Below are 18750 nucleotides of genomic sequence, written 5' to 3'. Positions count from 1 at the left end.
CACTGCACCCGGGTTCCAAGGAAGCCCTTCGGGGGGCGGAGCAGGCCTACCTCCCGAGGCCTGCTCCCAGAGCGGGGCGGGGTGCCCGGCGGACACCCCGCCCCCTCTCGTCTTCTCCGCACTCCGCGCCTTCTCGCCGGGCCGGCGGGCGGTCAGGAGGCGCCCAGGGCGCGGAGTACCTCCTCCGGACGGATGGGAATCGTCTCCAGGCGGACGCCGGCGGCGGCCTCCAGCGCGTTGGCCAGCGCCGCCGCCACGGGGATGGCCGGCGGCTCGCCGACGCCTTTGGCGCCGAAGGGGCCGTCCGGGGCGGGCACCTCCACCAGCTCCGTCTCCACCTGCGGCACGTCCTCCCCGGTGGGAAGGCGGTAGTCCGCCAGGTTGGCGTCCAGCAGCTGGCCGCTCTCGTCCCAGAGCAGCTCTTCCAGGAGCGCGCGCCCGATCCCCTGGGCCACCCCGCCACGGATCTGGCCCACCACCTCGGCGGGGTTGATGGCGCGGCCCACGTCCTGCACGGCCAGGTAACCGGTGACGCGCACCTGGCCGGTCTCGCGGTCCACGCGGACGCGCGCCAAGTGGACCGCGAAGCCGGGCGCCGACGAGCGTTGGGCCACACGGCCGTGGCCGTAGATGGGCGCGTAGCGGCTGCCGAAGCGGGTGGAGAGGCGGGCCAGCTCGGCCAGGGTGACGAAGCGCGAGGGAACGCCGCGCACCGTCACCCGCCCGTCGGCCACTTCCAGGTCCTCCGGCGCCGCCTCCAGCCGCTCGGCCGCCAGCTCCAGCACCTGGCGGCGCGCGTCCTCGGCCGCCTTCTGCACCGCGGGGCCCACCGTGTAGACGGTCTTGCTGCCCCCGGCGGAACCGCCGAAGGGCGAGCTGTCGGTGTCGCGGTTGACCACCCGCACCCGCTCGGGCGGGAGCCCGAAGATCTCGGCGGTGATCATGGCCAGCGAGGTGGCCGAGCCCGTGATGTCGACGGTGCCCACCTGGACCGTCAGCGTCCCGTCCGGGTCGAGCCGGCAGCCCGCGGCCGCCGGCTCCAGGCCGCCCGGCCAGCCGCCCACCGCCAAGCCCCAACCTTCGTCGGGGCCGGCGGGCCGCTCCTTCCAGAGGGGATGCTCGCGCACCCTCTCCAGGCACTCCACCAGGCCCAGCCGGGGCCAGGGACGGCCGTCGGGCCGGGGGTCGCCCTCGCGGGCGGCGTTCCGCAGGCGGAACTCCAGCGGGTCGAGCCCGAGGCGGCGGGCCAGCCGGTCCATGTGCGACTCCAGCGCGAAGTAGGCCTGGGGCGCGCCCGGCCCGCGGTAGGCGCCCACCGGGCTCTTGTGGGTGAGCACCTCGTAGCCGACGATGTCCAGGTTCTCCACCCGATAGGTGCCGCCCAAGAGGAGCGCCGCGATCCCCACCGGCGAGCCCGGCTCGGCGCCGGTATCGAAGACGAGCCGGGCCTCGAGCGCCGTCAGCGTGCCGTCGCGGCGGGCGCCCATCTTGAGCCGGATGACCGCGGCGGGCGCCGGCCGGCTGACCAGGAAGTCCTGCAGCCGGTCGAGGACCAGGCGCACCGGGCGGCGCAGGCGGCGCGCCACCGCCGCCGCCAGCGGCTCCAGCAACAGGAACTTGCCCCCGAAAGCGCCGCCCACGGTCATGGGCACGACGCGCACCTGGTGCTCCTCCAGGCCCAGCGTCTCGGCCGTCCCGTGGCGGGTGTCGAAGGTGCCCTGGGTCGACGTCCAGAGGGTGAGCGAGCCGTCGGGCGCGGCCTCGGCGACGACGCCGTGCGTCTCGATGTGCCCCTGGTGGACGGCGCCGGCGCGGTAGGTGGCCTCCAGCACCATCTCCGCCCGGGCGAAGCCGGCCTCCACGTCGCCGCGCCGGAAGTGGACCATGTCGCTGGCGTTCCGCGGTCGGGGCTCGTCCTGGACGCCGCCGGCGGCCGCGCCGTGGGCGGCCATGGCCTCGGAGACGTGCTCCTCGGGCAGCTGGCGGACCAGCGGCGCCTCGGGGCGGAGCGCCTCCTCCGGGTCGAGGACGGCGGGAAGCGGTTCGTATTCGACCCGGACCAACTCGGCCGCGTCCTCGGCCAGCGCCTCGCTCTCGGCCACCACCACGGCCACCGGGTGGCCGGCGTAGAAGACCTCGTCGTCGGCCAGGAGACCGGTCGGCTCCAGGTCGGCGGCGGTGAAGACGGCCGCCACGCCGGCGGCCCGGGCGGCCGCGGAGGTGTCGATGCGGCGCAGACGTGCGTGGGCGTACGGGCTGAGCACCAGGCGGGCGTGAAGCAGGCCCGCCGGGCGCAGGTCGGCCACGTACCGCGCCGAGCCGCGCAACTTCTCCGGCCCGTCGAGGCGCGGCTGCGAGCGTCCGATCACCTGGTAGGAAGGCGGATTGGCAGACACCCTGGCTCATCGCTCCCTTCGTGCGCGGGCCGGCGGGCGGACCAGCCTCCGCGGGCCACCGCCGGCCCCGGCGGCTCGCTCGGAGCCTCCCGGCCTTCGGCTACTAAGCATACGGCATGGACGGCCGGCCCCCTGGCGCCGCCGTCCTTCGTCACGAGCCGGTGCTCGCCCCGCCCGGCGGCGCCGGCACGGCGGTGCCGGTGGCCCCGGCGCGGGCGCGCCGCCAGGCTCTCAGCCCGGCCCCAGCCACCGCCGCCAGCCCGGCCGAGGCGGCGGCCAGGAGGGCCGGCAGGAGCCAGAAGAGGGCCGCTGCGGCTCCCGGCAGGCCCGCCAGCGCCATCACCGCGCCGCTCTGCGCCAGGCCGCCCGCGACCGTCAGGTCCCGCAGGGCGAAGGCCAGCCAGGCCGCCAGGACCGCCGCGAAGGCCGTCCAGCCGCGGCGCCCGGGCGGCTCCAGCCACCAGGCCAGGAGCGCGGCGCCGGGAATGCCCAGCCACCAGAGGCCGGCGGCCAGCCCCGCGGCGGCCAGCAGGGCGGCGAGGAGGCCGAAGAGCGCCAGGCGGAAGAGCGCCGCCGCGGGACGGGGGCTCTCAGGCGTGGCCGGAGCCCGGCCCGGCGGGATCGCGGAGGAAGACATGGCTCCCACCTCCTCAAGGTTCGAGCCGCACCACGCGCACGGCCCAGTCGGCCGCCTCCGGCATCGGCGCCGCGGGGAAGAGCAGGACCTTGTACCTCCCCGCGCGCCAGAGCGGGAGCTGGTCGTCGTAGTGGGGGCTGGTCGGATCGCCCGACTCGCCGCCGGGGAAGACGCCCCACGAGCGCCCGAGGTCGGCCAGGTCGGCGATCATCCGCCAGCTGGGGCCGTGGGTGGAGGGCTCGCCGCCCGAGACGTTGACGGTGAAGGCGTCGCCGCCGCTGGCGAAGGGGCCCCTGCCCAGGGAGGGGCGCTGGGTCAGCGAGGGGATCAGCCGCTGGTGCAGCTCGCCCCAGCGCCAGCGGGACGGGTCGGCGCCCAGGCGCTGGCGCAGGCCGGAGAGCGCCTCGCCCAGCGCCTGGAGCATCACTTCCTGGCGGCTGCGATCGGTCTGCTGCACGGGGTCGAAGAACCAGGAGCGCCCGGAGCCGTCCGGATAGGCCGCCGCCCGGTAGGCGGGCGAGCCGACCGGCGCCGTGGTCATCACCTCCAGGTTCTCCAGCAGGACGGCCTTCCAGCCGCTCTGGGCCGGCTGGAAGTCCTTCAGGGAGAAGCCGGGCAGCCGCTCCAGCCCCGAGGCCTGCCACCAGGGTCCGTAGGTGTCCTGCACGTAGTGGCTCAGCCAGCTCCACCAGATGGCCGGCGCCGCCTCCCCGGCCGCCATTGTCCCGTCCCAGGCCGCCAGCAGGTCGGCCGCCTGGCGGAGCGCCGGCGAGGCGCCCGGGTCCGAGCGCACCGCCGCCACCAGCGCCGGCACCATGCGCATGGCCAGCCCGTCCAGCTGGGAGGACTGCAGCTCCGCCATGCGCTGGAGGGTCAGCGGTCGGTGTGCGGGATCGGCGAGCCAAGCCTGCACGGTGGCCGCGCGGTAGCCCGCGTCGAAGCCGTCGTCGGCGGTGCCGATGTAGTACGGGTAGCCGGCGCCCACCTCCCGCTGGTTGGAGCTGAAGAGGAAGTGGCTGGGCGGATCGGCCGCCTGCGGCACCCGGTCATAGGGGATGAGGCCCTGCCAGTCCTGGGCCGGGTCCGCGCCGTCCAGCGGAAGCCAGGGCCGGCCCGCGCCCACCAGGGGGTAGTAGCCGGCCGAGATGATGCCGATATCGCCCTGGGTGGTGGCGTAGGCGAAGTTCTGGGTCGGGCTCCCCCAGAGGCGGAGCGCCCGGCGGACGTCGGCGGCGCTCCGCGCCCGCATCAGCCCGTCGAGGGCGGCGAAGTCGTCGGAGAAGAGGTTGCCCGTCCAGGCGAGGCTGACCGCCTTGCCGGGAAGCGGCGGAAAGCCGGGGAGCCCCTCGGGCAGCACGGCTCCGTGGACGGTCCAGCGGACCGTGAAACGCTCCGGCGCGCGCCCCCGGACCGGGATCTCCACGGTGTAGGCGGAGAAGGGGAGCCAGCGGCCGCCGTGCAGGTAGGCGTCGGGGTGGGCGGGGTCGGTCGTCTCCACGTAGTAGAAACTCTGCTGGTTCTGCACGTTGGTCAGGCTCCAGGCCACGTCGCGGTTGTGGCCGATGACCACGCCCGGCGTGCCCGGGATGCTGACGCCGTAGACTTGGAGGTCGGGCGCCTCCAGCTGGACCTCGAACCAAATCGAAGGAAGCGTCAGCGCCAGGTGGGGGTCGCCCGCCAGCATCGGCTTCCCGGTGGCGGTCAGGCTCCCGTCCACCACCCAGTTGTTGCTGGCGGAGAGGCCGGCCAGGAGGAGGCCGCTCATGGGACCGCCGGCCACGGCGGAACGGAGCGATTCCGCCAGGGTCGCCCAGTCCGGGCCGCCCGGCGCCTCCGCCCGGGAGGCCGCCGGCGCCTGCGGGGCGGAGCTCGCCCCCGGCGCCACGGCGACCGGGGGCGCGGGCAGGGCGCTCACCCCGCCCACGCCGGCGCCGGGCGCGAAGGGCAGGAGCGCCGCCCGAAGCGCTCCCGCGTCGGGCGGCGCCGGCGCCGGGTAGGGGCCGGGATCGTAGGGGAACTGCGGGTTGACGGGGAGCGTCCGGAAGAGGGCGTCGGCCCGCGCCGGCCCCAGCCTCTCGGTGATCGCCGCCCGCTCCAGGGGGGCGGTGCTGAAGGCCAGGTCCTCCGCCATGAAGGCCTGCACCACCAAGCTGTCGGCCACCGTCCAGGGGGCGGGCCGGAAGCCGAGCAGGCGGAAGAGGGCCGGCAGACGCCCGCCCGCCTCCGCCTCGCGGATCCAGGCGTTGACGCCGTCGGCATAGGCCTGCAACTCCGCATAGACGCCCGGCTCCTGCCGCGCGATGCGCGCGGCCGAGGCCTGGGCGGTCCGCCAGAGGCCCAGGGTCAGCTGCAGCTCGTCGCCGGGGAGGGCCGACGGCCCGAGGATCTCGGCCAGGCGGCCCTCGCTCTGGCGCCGGACGAGCTCCATCTCCAGCAGGCGCTCGCGCGCGGTCAGGTAGCCCTGGGCCATGAAGAGGTCGTGGTCGTTCCGAGCGAAGATGTGCGGCACGTCCCAGCGGTCGAAGTCGACCACCACCGGCTGCCGCAACCCCCTCAGGCGCAGAGGCCCGGAGAGCGGCTGCCAGGCCTCGGCCAGCACGCCGCGGGTCGGGTTGAAGGTCGGCCCCAGTGGCGGCAGGGGCCCCAGAGGCAGGAGCAGGGCGGCGAGGAGCGCCAGTGCCAGGAGCGCGGCGCCGATCGCCCACCCGAGGGAACCTCTCATCTTCTCCCTCCTGAAAAGGCATTCTCTGCCGCGGGCGAGGCCCCTGGTCCGTGCCGGCGCCGGGGGCGGTCGCGGCGACGGGAGAGCGGGGATGTGTCGTCGTCACCGGCTCCTCGCCCACGGCCGGCCGTGCTCCACGCCAAGGAGCCGGCGGCCTTGGCCGCCGGCTCCTGCCTTCGGGTGGCGGGACGGGCGGAGACCGCTCAGGCGCGCCGCACCTCCACCCGCGCGTCCAGCTCGGAGGCCCCGCCGCCGATCGGATCCTGGAGGCCCATGTGCAGCAGAGGATCGACCGGCTGCACGACGTTGGGGTTCCAGCCGCCGCCCCGATCGGGGGCATAGCCGCTCTCCTCGTGCGTGGGCTGGTCGAGCGGGAACGAGGTGTGGCCGTAGGGCCGGACGGCCGGGATGAGGCGGCCGTCGATCCAGACGGGCCGGCTGCCGTAGGCAGTGTGGCCGAAGTTATAGGCGGCGCCGACGACGCCCGGCCGGATCGCCTCGGTCAGGTGTGCGCGCGCCCGTGCGCGGCCCGAGGCGGCCTCTGCCCAGACCCAATCGCCTTCCCGGATACTCCGCGGCGCGGCGTCGCCGGGATGAATCCAGAGGACGTTCTCGCCGCGGACCTCGCGCAGCCAGGCGTCGGCGATGGTCCGGTGGGTGCCCAGGTTCCGCGCCTTCCAGTTGATCAGCTGGAGCGGGCGGGGGTCGTCCAATTCCTGCCCGTCGAAGCGACGGACGGGCTCGAGGCGTGGCAGGCCGTCGAAATGCTCGCCGGTGACCGGGTGGGTGAGCGCGGCGACGCCGGGGTCGTAGAAGTTGGCCTGGCCGCCGAATCGGTAACGGAGCCACTCGCCCTCGTACTCGCGGCCGGGCGCCTCGAAGCGGCCGCCGCGGTTGAGGACGTAGACCACCTTCCGCCACTCCTCCGGATTGACGGCACGCCGCCACGCCACCGGATCCCAGGTGGGACCCAGGGCCAAGAGGCGCGCACGCTCGAAGGCCGCCTCTTCCTCCTCGTCGGCGTCGGGGACCGGTTCGCCGTCGAAGGCGATGTTGGCGACCACCTTCAGGTAGAAGTCCTCGGCGCGGTCGAGCGGCTCGCCGCCCGGGAAGGCGCCCGGGCCGACGCCGGGCAGGCCCATCCGCTTGAAGAGCTCGATCAAGACGTCCTGGACGTCGCGCGGCCCTTCGGGGTCGGGGAAGACGCGCGTCACCGGCTGCTGGATGTGGCTGAAGCGGGTGCGCAGGATGGGGTAGATGTGCTCCAGCCCCCAGCGCTCCAGGTAGCTCAGGTCGGGCAGGAGGAAGTCGGCGTAACGGCTGGACTCGCCGATCTCCAGATCGAAGGCGACCACGAGCGGCAGCTTCTCCGGGGAGCGGAGCACCTCTTCCTGGAGCTGCGGTGCCGGGTCCGAGGCCAGCGGCGAGTGGCGGTATAGGAAGAGCGCCTTGAGCGGGTAGGGGTAGCCCGCCCCCGCGCTGGGGAGCACCTCCTGGCAGAGGTTGCCGCTGAAGGGGTACCAGTAGCGCCTCGCCGGACCTTCTTTGGAGAGGGAGACCTTCCGGTAGTCGACCTGCTGGCGGGTGATGGGCACGCCCCAGGCCTTGTGCGCGCCCGGCACGTTGAGGAGGTCGTAGCGTCCCTTCACGTCGTGGAACTGGGCGCCGGCGTTCATGTCGCCGCCCTTCCAGTCGTGGTTGCCGACCAGGTGGTTGAGCGTGTTGATGGCGCGGAGGGTGTAGTAGCCGTTGGTGTGCATGGCCGGCCCGCGGTAGGCCAGGATGGCCACGCGCTTGCCGTGCGAGGTCCACTCGCGGGCCAGCGTCACCAGGAGTTCCAGCGGGATCCCGGCCAGGCGGGCGTACTCCTCGAGGCTCTTCTCCATCACTCGCTCGCGGTAGAGGTCGAAGACGGAGCGGACGGGGATGCCGGCGATCTCCGTCCGGACGAAGAGCTCGCCCTCCGGCGCCTCCTTGGCCGGAAGGGGCTTCCCCTGCCAGAGGACGACCGGTCCGTCGGCCTCCGAGCCCGCCGGCACCAGCCCGATCTCGGACGCCTTGAGAAGCGGCCGGGAGGGTTGATCCAGACGGACGAGGAAGGTGGCGTCGCTCCAGGTCGGCTCGCCGCCGGCGGCGGCAGCCTTCCTGTTCGGATTGGTCAGGTAGCGGCGGTCGTAGCGCTCGTTCTCGACGATCCAGCGCGCCATGCCCAACGCCAGAGCCGCGTCGGCCCCGGGGCGGACCGGGACCCACCAGTCCGCCTTCTGCGCGGTGGCGGAGAGGCGCGGGTCGACCACCGCCATCTTCATGCCGCGCGCCAGCGCGTTGGTCAGCATGGGCGCCAGGTAGACGGGCCCCTTGTTGGCGACGGCCGGGTTGGAGCCCCAGACGATCAGGAAGTCGCAGTGCTCGAGGTCGGCGTAGAGCCGGTCCTTCTTCTGTTCGCCCTGGTGCGAGCGCCGGGTGCCGATGACGCCGCTGACGCCGCAGATGCCACCGTGGTTGAAGAAGTTGACCGAGCCGAGCGACTGGTTCCAGAGCCGCTGGCCGACGAAGGTGCCGCGATCGCCGCCGATGCAGGCGATCTGGTTGGCCCTGGGCCCCAGGTCGGGGTGGCGCGGGTCGATCAGCGTCTCCCGGTACTCGGCCTCGAAGTCGGCCTGACTCATCTCGCCCCGCTTCACACGCTCCAGGTCCGCCTTCACCTGCTCCTCGGGGACGAAGGCCCAGAGCTTGCGAAGGCCGGGCGTGCCGAGCTTGGGACTGCCGTCGAGGATCTCCCGGATCGCTTCCTCCCAGGTGATGCTCTCCCAGCGGCCGCTTCCCCGCGGCCCGACCCTTCGCAGAGGACGGGTGATCCGGTGCAGGTCGAAGGCCGTCTGGATACCGGCCTGGCCCTTGAGGCAGGCCCGCCCGCCTCGGCCGGCGTGGCTTGTGATCGCCATGCGCATCGTGCCGCGTCGCGCGACCTGCTGGGCTGGCATGGTGTACGGGGCGGGCCCGTAGGGGACCGTGTTGATGGGACTGTAGGGATTGCCGGCGATCTTCCGGACGAAGCAGGTGGGGTCGTGGTCGGCGCGGCCCGGCACCTCCGTCAGGAGCGCCTTGATGGAGCAGAGCGAGTTGCACTGGACGCAGGTCGTGTAGATGACGCGGCCCGCGTCGTAATCCTCCGAGAAGGTTCCCACGCCGTGGGGCGAGGCGCCCTCGAGCCAGCGCCGGATCGCCTCCCAGCCGGAGGAACCGCCCGCGGAGGCGACGAGGAAGGCGCCGACCGCGACGCTGGTCCCCAGGAACTGACGCCTGGTCTGCTTCATGCCTGCTCACCCTCCTCGCTCGCCGGCAGCTTGGCAGGCGCCGGTTCCAGCGGCAGCAGCGTGGCCGCGACGGTATAGAGCCAGAACGCTACGCCGAAGACACCGGCCGCCATCGTCCACTCGAAGAAGTTGGGTGCGTAAAAGCTCCACGGAAGCCCAGGCATCACCGGCGGGATCAGCGCCGGCACCACGATGTTGACCCGGACGCCGACGATGCCGGCCAGGACCAGCAAGGCGGCCAGCGGCTTGAGCCGGTCGTCGCCCCGGCGCCGGGAGAGGACCAGGAGCAGGACCGGGAGGACGGCGCCCGCCCCCAGCTGGAGCCCCCAGAAGGTCCAGGCGAAGGGCCCCAGGAACTGGGCGGTCAGGATCTCGAGCTCGTGGGGCCCGGCGTCGTAGAGAGCTACCACGTACTCGAAGACCTGGAGCATCCAGTCGAGGGTGAGCAGAGCCAGCATCAGCCTGGCCAGGGCGTCGAGGAGCTCCCGGTCGACCGGCCGGCGGGAGAGGCGCCGCCGGGCCCAGTAGAGGAGGAGGGCCAGCGCCGTTCCCGACGTGAGCGCGGAGATGACGAAGACCACCGGGAAGATGCCGGTGTTCCAGGCCGGGCGCGCCCGCGCCGCCGCGAAGAGAAGACCCGTGCCGCCGTGGACGCCGAAGATGGCCAGCGGGATGCCAATGATCCCCAGCACCTTGCGCACGCGGCGGTCGCGGCGCTCGCCGATCTCACTCAGGTCGCGGGAGCCCAGTCGCAGCCATCCGGCCACGCGCGCCCGCCATCCGCCTCCTTGCGCGGCGCGGATCAGGTCGGTCCGCATCGAGAAGTAGAGCTCGAGAGCCAGCAGGAGGATGTAGAGGACGTAGAAGCGGATCTCCCAGGCCAGCACGCTGCGCGGGTTCCAGAAGAGCCACGCGTTCAAGGCACGCTCCGGGTGGCCGAGGTCGAGCCAGACGAAGAGCATGCCGATCATCATGGCCAGGATCGCGGCCAGCAGTGCGTCCCGCCCCACCGGCTCGAACTGCTCCTGGCCGAAGACGTGGACCAGGCTGGAGAGCAGGAAGGCGCCCGCGGAGAGCCCCAGAAAGAAGATGTACAAGGCGATCCAGAGCCCCCACGGCGTCCAGGAGCTCAGGTTGGTCAGCGCCAGACCGCCCAGGAGCGAGTGGACGATCATGCCCAGCGTGACGAAGCCGACCAGGGTGAGCGGAACGAACCAGGCCAGGGCCAGTCTGCGGGAGGGCCACTGGATCCCGTAGCGTTCGCCAGGCAGCGCCTGCGCCGGCTCTGCCGGCCCAGGAGCGGCCAAAGGAAGTTCCAGCGTCTTCTCGGACACGGTAGGACCCCCTTCGCGCAGCTCCCTGCCCGGGTTCAGCGCAGGTAGTAGACCCGCGGCTCGGTGCCCAGCTCCTCCCGCAGGCGGAAGGCCCGCGGGCTGGAGGCCAGCTGGGCGACCCGACTGTCGGGGTCGTCCAGGTCGCCGAAGTAGCGGGCGTCCGCGATGCAGGCCTCCACGCAGGCGGGCTCCTCGCCCCGCTCCAAGCGGTGGAGGCAGAAGGTGCACTTGCGCACGTTGCCCACGGGCGACTTGTTCGGTTGCCGCTCTCCTCGGGCCACGCCGTACTCGGGTGCCTGGAGGCGGTTGAAGCCCAGCATCTCCCCGCCCTGGCCCTCCCCGTAGCCCTCGCCGAAGTCGAAGGAGCGTGCGCCGTAGGGGCAGGCGACGATGCAGTAGCGGCAGCCGATGCAGCGGTCGTAGTCGATGGCCACGATCCCGTTCTCCAGCTTGTAGGTGGCTCCCACGGGGCAGACCCAGATGCAGGGGGCGTTGTCGCATTGCATGCAGGGCCGCGGTAGATTGACGTGACCCGTATTGGGAAATGTTCCGCTCTCGTATTCCAGCACCACGTTGTAGCTGACGCCCGGCGGGGTCCGGTTCTCCGCCTTGCAAGCGACCGTGCAGGTGTCGCAACCGACGCATTTCTGGAGGTCGATCACCATCCCCCAGCGGGGTCCCTTCCGCTCGCTGGGATCGTGCCGAGGAAGCTCGCGCCCGAACTCCCGCTTGACCGCTCTGTTCCAGCGCTGGCGGAAGGTGACGGCGTCCATCTCGCCGCCCGCCACCTTCTGCGCGTCGGCGGCCATGGCCAGGCCCAGCGCCACGTCGTGTCCGCCCGCCGCCAGAACCGCTTCGGGATCCGGCAGCGACCGGACAACCGCTTCGTCCGCCTTGGGTTCACGCGCCACCGCTCGGCCACCCCTCCGCTTACACGACAAGACGTCATGTAACTGGCGGACCCAGGATACGGACCACTACGCAGCGTCGTGTATCACCCGAAGGGAGAATGTTCGGCATGTGAAAGCTCGAGATTTGAGAAATACAACATGTGGTCCGGCCGAACGGCCCGGCCGGATGGATGCCGCTCGAACCGGCCCGGAGCGACCGTTCTAGCCGAACCAGGCGGCGAACGTCGTGCAGCGGATGAGGAGGACCGCAGCCAGCGGCAGGAGGGCGGCCACGCCGGCGAGGAGGAGCGACGCCGTGGTGTGGAGCCAGCAGGCCGAAAGGTTGCGCGTGCCGTCGCGCGTGCCGGCCTGAAGCAGGTGCCAGAGGCGGAGATCCTGCCACGGCTCGCCCAGCGGGCCTCGGCGGGCGAAGGGGGAGAGGTAGGCCGCCCGCTCGAGCGGCCCTTCGGCGAGCCCTGAGGGCCTTGCCAGAAGCTCGGCCAGGGCCTCGAGGAGGTCGGCGGGATGGCTACCCGCAGCCAGTGCCGCCTGGTCCGCCGCGATCTCCCGCAGCTGCTCCAGCCGTTCTCCCATCAGGCCGAGGAGGGGCAGGTAGGGAAAGGACTGCTGCAGGGCCTTCTCCAGTAGGCGATGGAAGGGGTCGCGGTGGCGGACGTGGTCCAGCTCGTGGCGGAGGACCGCCAGCAGTTGGGCGTCGCCCAGCCGCACCAGCGACGGCGAGAGGTAGACCTGGGGCTTCCAGAAGCCTGCCGAGAAGGCCTCCGGCGCGGTCGGGCGGTCGAGCACGTGCAGGCGTCGCCGCTCCTCCGCGCGGAGGAGCCCGGCGACCGCCAGGCGGTCGAGGCGGGCCGCCAGCCCGGCGCCGATCTCGCCTGCGGCTCCTTCCGCCGCGAGCCCGCGTTGAAGGTCGCGGGTCAACCAGGCGCCCAGAACGAGCCGGAACAGCGTCAGGACGAAGCTCGTGCCCAGCGCCAGCACCAGCGCGAGAAAGAGCAGCTGGGGCAGAAGCAGCGAACAGTTCGGACAGACCCCGCCCTTGGGGATGATGGAGCGGATCTTGACCTCATAGACCGCGGCAGCCAGGAGCGCGGCGACCAGACCCAGGAGTGCGTGGGCGGCGTAGGAAGCGAGGCGGCGGTAGTTCACGGGCTTCACCCCTCGTGGGAGCCTGGCGCGGCCTCCTTCTGGCGGATCAACTCGGCCAAGCGGCGGAGGTAGGTGGGATCGGCGTCGGCTGCGGCGTCGACGAAGCGCGCCAGCGCCAACGGCCCCATCTCCGCCAGGAGCGACTCCATCTGCTGGTAGGAGGAGCGCCCCAGGTACTCCTGGCGGCTCAGCACCGGCGCATACAAGTAGCTGCGGCGCTCGCCGCTGCGGCGGAGCAACCCCTTCTCCACGAGCCGGTTCATCACCGTCATCACCGTGTTGAAGGTGACCGGATACGCCGGCTGGAGCGCCTCCAGCACCTCTCGAATGCTCAGCGGCCGCCCCGCCTTCCAGAGCTGCTCCATGACCGCCCGTTCCAGCGGGCCGAGGCTCGGAACCCTTTCCCGCTTCTTCATGGCCCTACACTACAGCAAGACGTGAACGGACCGGCTCCCCCAGGCGGGCGATCTGCGACGGGAGGAAGCCGCCCCCCGGCGCGGAATGGCCTCCCGGGGAGGGAGGAAGGTGAGGGCGGAGGAGGGCGGGGCGGACCGGTCACGCCCGCTCCGTTACGCCGTCGCGGGCCTGGGCGGGATCGCCCGCACACACCTGGCCGGCCTGCGGGCCGCTCCGTTCGTCCTCCGCGGCGGCGCGCCCGTGCCGGTCGAGCTGGCTGCGGTCGTGGTCGGCCCGGCCCGCGCCGCCGAGGCGGCGGCGCTCGGCTTCGCCCAGGTGCAGGTGGTGGAGGGGCCCCGCGGGGCGCGCGAGGTGGCGGAGGCGGTCCGGGCGCTGGCGGGGCAGGTCGACTTCCTCGACGTCTGCCTGCCCAACGGGCTCCATGCGGCGGCGGCGGGCGCGGCGGCGGAGGCGGGGCTGGCCGTCTACTGCGAGAAGCCGCTGACGGGCGACCTGGGCGAGGCGCGGGCGCTGGCGGAGCGCGCCCGCGCGACGGAGGGCGTGAGGAAGCCCTTCGGCCTGGCCTACAACCTCCGCTTCGACCGGAACCTGGCGCTGGTGCGCGCCTTCCTGGCGGCGGGGCTCCTGGGAGAGCCGCTCCACTTCCGCCTCCGCATGTTCCACGGCGGCTACCTCGATCCACGGCGCCCGCGCAACTGGAAGTTCGACCCCGAGCTGGCGCGCGGCGGTGCGCTGGTCGACCTCGGCTCCCACCTCCTCGACCTGGTCGGCTACCTCTTCGGCCCGCTGGGGGAGGCGGGGCGGGTGAGCGGGCTGCGCGCCCGGCTCCGGACCTTCGCCGCCTCCCGGGCGGGCGGCCTTCTGGGCACGGAGGGCCACCGGGTGGACGACTGGGCGGAGGTGGAGTTGACGCTGGCCGGCGGCGCGGAGGGGACGGTCGAAGTCTCCCGGATGGCCGACGGCGGCGAGGGCACCTGGGTGGAGGTGTACGGGAGCCGCGGCTCGGCTCGTGTCGACGTCGAGGCGGGCAGCCTCGACCTCTGGCTGCGCGAGCGTCGCCGCCACGCCCGTGCTGCTGCCGCCGACCTGGCGACCTGGGCGGAGGCCGGCGCGGACGGCGGGGAGGCGCTCCGCTGGTACCGGCGGGTGGAGGAGCTGCTGCCTCCACCTGCGAGGAGCCTCGGGCGCATGGCGGACACGCACCTGGCCTCGCTGGCCTTCTGGCTCGAGGCGACCGCGGGCGGCGGTCGGCCGCAGGCGGCCCCGGCGGGCGCCGCCGGCCTGGAGGCCGGTGTGGCGGTGGAGGAGCTGCTCGACCGGGCCTGGCGGGCCGCGGAGATCGGCGGGTGAGCGGGCGGCTGGCCGGCCTGGCCATGGCCCTGGTGGCGGGGGTGCTCTGGGGCCTCTCCGGCACCGTCGCCCAGCTGCTCATGCAGAAGGGTGGCCTCAGTCCCGCCTGGCTGGTCGTCTTCCGCATGGGCACGGCGGGACCGCTGCTCCTAGCCGCGGTCGCTCTCGGCGCGCGGGGCCGGTCGGATTCGTCGCGCCCGGCGGTCGGCGCGCTGCTCCTGGCGCCCTGGCGGGTGCGCGAGGATCGGCTGCGCCTGGTCGTCTTCGCGCTCCTCGGCTTCGCCGCCGTGCAGGGCACCTACCTGGCCGCCATCGACGCCGGCAACGCGGCCACCGCCACCTTTCTCCAGTACCTGGCGCCGGGCTTGGTGGCGCTCTGGCAGGCTTGGACGACACGCCGCCTGCCCTCGCCGCGCTCGCTGGCGGCGCTGGCGCTCGGTGTGGGGGGCACCTTCCTGCTGGCGACGGGCGGAGGAAGCGGCTTCGCCCTCTCGCCGGCCGCGCTCGCCTGGGGGCTTCTCTCTGCCGCGGCGCTCGCCTTCTATACCGTCTACCCGGCGCCGCTCCTGGCCCGGTACGGGACCGCCCTGGTCACCGGCTGGGCGATGGTGGTGGGGGCGGTGGCCCTGGCCCCGTGGGTGCTGCCGGCGGGCACGGCCTGGAAGGCGGCCGCCCTCCAGGGCGCCGCGTGGGCGATGGCCGGCTTCCTCGCCTTCGTCGCCGTCGGGGGCACGCTGGTCCCCTTCACCCTCTACCTGGGTTCGCTCCGGCGGCTGCCTCCGGCGGAGACGAGCCTGGTCGCCTCGGTGGAGCCCCTCGCCGCCGCCCTCGCGGCCGGCCTCTGGCTCGGCGTCCGGCTCAGCCCGCTCCAGCTGGTCGGGGCCGCGGCAGTGATGGCCACCGTGGTGCTGGTGACGCTCCCGGGTGCGGCTCGCCGGCGGCCTGCCGGCGTGGGCGTGGCATGATGGGGCCTGGAGGGCGGGGACGGGGGCGAGAGCGATGGTGCCGGAGGAAGGAGCCTACGACGGCCGCACCGTGGCGGAGCGCTTCCGCGAGATCGCCGACTTGATGGAGCTGCTCGGCCACGAGGTGCGGAAGGCGCCGGCCTACCGCCGTGCGGCGGCGGCCGTCGAGCGCCGCGCGGCGGAGCTTCCGGAGCTGGTCCGTGCCGGCCGGGCGACCGAGATCCCGGGCGTCGGGCCCGCGCTGGCCAGGAAGGCGGCCGACATCCTGGCCACCGGCACCTGCGACCTGCTGGAGCGGCTGCGGTCGCAGGTGCCGGAAGGCGTCCGCCGGATGCTGGAGCTGCGCGGGCTCGGCCCCCGGACCGTGGCCGCCCTCTGGCAGGCGGGGATCGACGAGCCCGAGGTGCTGGCGGAGGCGGCGGCGGGCGGGTGCCTCCGTGCCCTGCCCGGCTTCGGGCCGCAAAAGGAGCGGGCGCTCCTCGAAGCGCTCCGGCTGGCCCGGCCCGGGGGCGGCCTCTGGCTCGGCGAGGCCTGGGCGCTCGGCCGCCACTTGGCGGCGCGCTTGCGCGAGGTGCCGGGCGTCCTGCGCGTCGAGGTCGCCGGCGCCGTCCGGCGCGCGGCCGAGCAGGTGGACCGGCTCGACCTGGTGCTGGCGCTGGCAGAGGGCGCGGCGGGGGACGGGCGCCCGGCCCTGCCCGAGCCGGCCCGGCGCATCGCCGAGGAAGCGGCCGCCGCGGCGGGGATCCCGGTCCGCCTCCATCCCGCCCGCGCGACGACCTTCGGCGCGGTCCTGCTGGCGGCCACCGGCGACGAAGTCCACCTGGCGGCGCTCGAGCCGCGGCTCCGCCCCCGCGGCCTCGCGCTCGGCGCCGACGGGCTTCGCCGGGGCGCGGACCTCCTGGCCACGCCGGAGGAGGCCGACGCCTACGCGGCGCTCGGCCTCCCCTGGATCCCGGCGGAGCTGCGCGAGCGTCCCGAGGTGGTGGAGGCGGCGGAGCGGGGCGCGCTCCCCCGGCTGCTGGAGGCCGGCGACCTGCAGGGCGACCTCCATGTCCACACCGCCTGGTCCGACGGCCGCGCCACGCTGGAGGCCATGGCGGAGGCCGCGGAGGCGCGAGGCTACCGCTACGTGGCCGTCACCGACCACTCGCCCTCGCTGCGCGTCGCCCACGGCCTGGACACGGCCCGGCTGAAGGCGCAGTGGGAGGAGATGGCGCGCGTCCAGGCCCGCCATCCGGCTCTCCGCCTGCTGCGCGGAGCCGAGGTGGACATCCTGGCCGACGGCCGTCTGGACCACGACGAGGAAGCGCTGGCAGGCCTGGAGTGGGTCAACGCCTCCATCCACAGCCGCTTCTCCGGCGGGGCCGCCGAGCAGAACCGGCGCCTGCGCCGGGCCATGGAGGAGCCCGCCACCTGCGCCGTCGCCCACCCCGGCGGCCGCCGGCTGGGCCTCCGGCCGCCCTACGCCCTGGACTTCGACCGCCTGGTGGAGGACGCGCGCGAGCTGGGCGTGGCCCTGGAGGTGAACGCCTCGCCGGAGCGACTCGACCTGGCGAGCGAGCAGGCGGCGGCCGCCCACCGGGCAGGCGTGGCGCTGGTCCTGGCCAGCGACGCGCACTCGCCGGAAGGCCTCCGCGCGCTGGAGCTGGGCGTGGCCTGGGCGCGGCGGGCGGGGCTGGGGCCGGAGGCCTTCCTCAACGCGCAGCCGCTGGAGGCGATCCTGGAGCACGCCGCCCGGCGACGCCGGACCGGCGGGGCCCCGGAGCGGCCCATGTAGAATCGGGGGGAGAGCGGGGCGATGGGCATCGCGCGGCAGGGCGAGGAGCGGATCGTGGAGGAGGCGGGCCGGGTCTACCGGGCGCTGGCCGACCCCATGCGCCTCCGCATCCTGCGCATGTTGGCCGGGACGGAGGAGCTGGGCTGCGGGGCCATCGCCGGCGAGCTCGGCTTCACCCGCGCCACGCTCTCGCACCATACCCGCGTGCTGGCCGAGGCGGGGCTCATCGACGTCCGCCGCGAGGGCCGCTACCGCTATTACCGGCTTCGGCGGGAGCGGTTGGAACGGTACGCGCCGGCGGTGCTGGCGCCGGCGGAAGGGGAGGGGGAGGGGCTTGGCGGGGGTTGAGGGCGCCGCCGCGGGCCGGCTGCCGCACATGGAGTCGCTCTGGGCGGCCATCGATCCGATCTGGCAGGCCATCCGCCGGCATCCCTTCCTGGCGGGGCTGAGCGACGGCACGCTGGAGCGGCGGCGCTTCCTGTTCTTCGTGGTGCAGGACGCGCTCTATTTGCGCGATTACGCGCGGGTGCTCAGCCTGGCGGCGGCCAGGGCGCCGGACGAGCGGGCGATGGCGCTCTTCGCGCACAGCGCCGCCGGCGTGGTGGAGGTGGAGCGCCGGCTCCACGAGCATTATTTCGGCGAGTTCGGCCTCGCCCCGGCCGAGGTGGAGGGGGCGGTGATGGCGCCCACCAACCTGCTCTACACGCGCTACCTCCTCTCGGTGGCCTACGAGCGGTCCTTCCACGAGATCCTGGGTGCCCTCCTGCCCTGCTTCTGGATCTACCAGCGGACGGGGGAGGAGCTGCTCCGCCGCGGCTCGCCCGATCCCCACTACCGGCTCTGGATCGAGACCTACGGCGGCGAGGAGTACGGCGCCACGGTGCGCGCCGTGCTGGAGACGGCGGAGCAGGTGGCGGCGGGCCTTGCGCCGGCCGGCTGGGCGGCCATGCGGGAGCACTTCGTCACCACCAGCCGGCTGGAGTGGATGTTCTGGGAGATGGCCTGGCGGCTGGAGGGCTGGCCGGTCTGAGCGGCCGCCGGCCGGGGAGGAGGGCGGGAGAGGCGTGAGCACCGGCTCGGGGGACGGGTCGGAGGTGCTGCTCTACACGCTGGGCCCGTGCCTGGCGGCCACCCAGCTGCGCGAGTACCTGCAGCTGCGCCGGGTGGCCTTCGAGGAGCGCGACATCCGGGCCCGCCCGGTCTGGGGGGCGGAGCTGCGCCGGCGGCTGGGCTACGTGACGGCGCCGGTGCTGGTGGTAGGTGAAGAGGTGGTCTTCGGCTTCGACGCCGCCCGCCTGGAGCGGCTCCTGGCCGCCCCCTGATATGAACGCGGCCGTCTAGGTCCGCGCGCTTTTTGGCCGGCTGGGAAGGGTTCGGGGACGGAGCGCCTCGTCGACGGTTGGCAGGCTGATATCCGCGGGTTGGTTACCGCATGGTGCGCGTCCGTCGCGGAGCTGCCTCGAACTAGAGACGCACGTGGGGCTTCCGCCCTGTGCATAGGGGGCTCGAGGGTTCTCCTTCCCGCTGCCTCCGTCCCCCGAGCCCTTCCCAGCCGGAACTCTCAGAACGGACTCAACCGATTACCGCTCGGGCATCGCCGCCCTCAGGCCGCCTTGGCCCGATGCTCGCGCTGCTCCGTTTCCGCCTGGCACGCCACCGCCCACAGGAAACCCAGAAGTTCCCGAGCCACCGCGACCAGCGCCACCGGGCTCGGCTTGCCCCGCGCCACCAGCCGCCGGTACTTGCTCGAGAGGCGGAGCTGCGCCTTCCACGCGATC

General features: G+C 73.9%; 13 protein-coding genes and 1 pseudogene. 6 read left to right on the top strand and 8 right to left on the bottom strand.

The genetic code is table 11. The features are described 5' to 3' along the window. Positions 1-152: 152 nt before the first annotated feature. From K6U79_06875 to K6U79_06840, 8 genes and pseudogenes are all read right to left on the bottom strand, one after another. The gene (locus K6U79_06875; protein ID MCL6522085.1) at positions 153-2396 is read right to left on the bottom strand and encodes a xanthine dehydrogenase family protein molybdopterin-binding subunit; all 2244 of its coding nucleotides are present in this window, start codon (positions 2394-2396) and stop codon (positions 153-155) included. A gap of 151 nt (positions 2397-2547) precedes the next feature. After that, positions 2548-3033, bottom strand: coding sequence for a hypothetical protein (locus tag K6U79_06870; protein ID MCL6522084.1), 486 nt, complete (start codon positions 3031-3033; stop codon positions 2548-2550). Between the two features lie 13 nt (positions 3034-3046). Next, entirely contained in the window at positions 3047-5755 is a 2709-nt protein-coding gene (locus K6U79_06865) for a penicillin acylase family protein (protein MCL6522083.1), read from the bottom strand. Between the two features lie 203 nt (positions 5756-5958). Beyond that, positions 5959-9072: a molybdopterin-dependent oxidoreductase gene (locus K6U79_06860; GenBank protein MCL6522082.1), complete on the bottom strand. Its 3114-nt coding sequence runs from the start codon at positions 9070-9072 to the stop codon at positions 5959-5961. After that, entirely contained in the window at positions 9069-10247 is a 1179-nt protein-coding gene (nrfD, locus tag K6U79_06855) for a polysulfide reductase NrfD (GenBank protein ID MCL6522081.1), read from the bottom strand. Before nrfD ends, K6U79_06860 begins: the two co-directional genes overlap by 4 nt. Positions 10248-10441: 194 nt before the next feature. Beyond that, positions 10442-11227 (bottom strand): annotated as a pseudogene (locus K6U79_06850) (4Fe-4S dicluster domain-containing protein). A gap of 291 nt (positions 11228-11518) precedes the next feature. Continuing rightward, on the bottom strand, positions 11519-12463 hold the full coding sequence (locus K6U79_06845) for a M48 family metalloprotease (protein ID MCL6522080.1): 945 nt from the start codon (positions 12461-12463) through the stop codon (positions 11519-11521). Positions 12464-12468: 5 nt separating this feature from the next. Continuing rightward, the gene (locus K6U79_06840; GenBank protein ID MCL6522079.1) at positions 12469-12828 is read right to left on the bottom strand and encodes a BlaI/MecI/CopY family transcriptional regulator; all 360 of its coding nucleotides are present in this window, start codon (positions 12826-12828) and stop codon (positions 12469-12471) included. A gap of 160 nt (positions 12829-12988) precedes the next feature. Between K6U79_06840 and K6U79_06835 the strand changes: the two genes are divergently transcribed. From K6U79_06835 to K6U79_06810, 6 genes are read left to right on the top strand one after another with little or no spacing between them, the layout of a single operon-like run. Continuing rightward, entirely contained in the window at positions 12989-14230 is a 1242-nt protein-coding gene (locus K6U79_06835) for a Gfo/Idh/MocA family oxidoreductase (GenBank protein MCL6522078.1), read from the top strand. A gap of 23 nt (positions 14231-14253) precedes the next feature. Beyond that, entirely contained in the window at positions 14254-15195 is a 942-nt protein-coding gene (locus tag K6U79_06830; protein ID MCL6522077.1) for a DMT family transporter, read from the top strand. 37 nt (positions 15196-15232) lie between these two features. Beyond that, the gene (locus K6U79_06825; protein MCL6522076.1) at positions 15233-16972 is read left to right on the top strand and encodes a PHP domain-containing protein; all 1740 of its coding nucleotides are present in this window, start codon (positions 15233-15235) and stop codon (positions 16970-16972) included. Between the two features lie 21 nt (positions 16973-16993). Next, positions 16994-17320, top strand: coding sequence for a helix-turn-helix domain-containing protein (locus tag K6U79_06820; protein MCL6522075.1), 327 nt, complete (start codon positions 16994-16996; stop codon positions 17318-17320). Positions 17321-17348: 28 nt separating this feature from the next. After that, positions 17349-18002 (top strand): thiaminase II, encoded by a 654-nt coding sequence (gene tenA / locus K6U79_06815; GenBank protein ID MCL6522074.1) that lies wholly within the window; start codon positions 17349-17351, stop codon positions 18000-18002. A gap of 34 nt (positions 18003-18036) precedes the next feature. Next, positions 18037-18294: a glutaredoxin family protein gene (locus tag K6U79_06810; protein ID MCL6522073.1), complete on the top strand. Its 258-nt coding sequence runs from the start codon at positions 18037-18039 to the stop codon at positions 18292-18294. Positions 18295-18750: the final 456 nt, after the last annotated feature.

The sequence above is a fragment of the Bacillota bacterium genome, from assembly GCA_023511835.1.
Lineage (GTDB): Bacteria > Bacillota > Sulfobacillia > JAIMAT01 > JAIMAT01 > JAIMAT01.
This window is presented reverse-complemented; position numbering and strand designations above follow the sequence as displayed.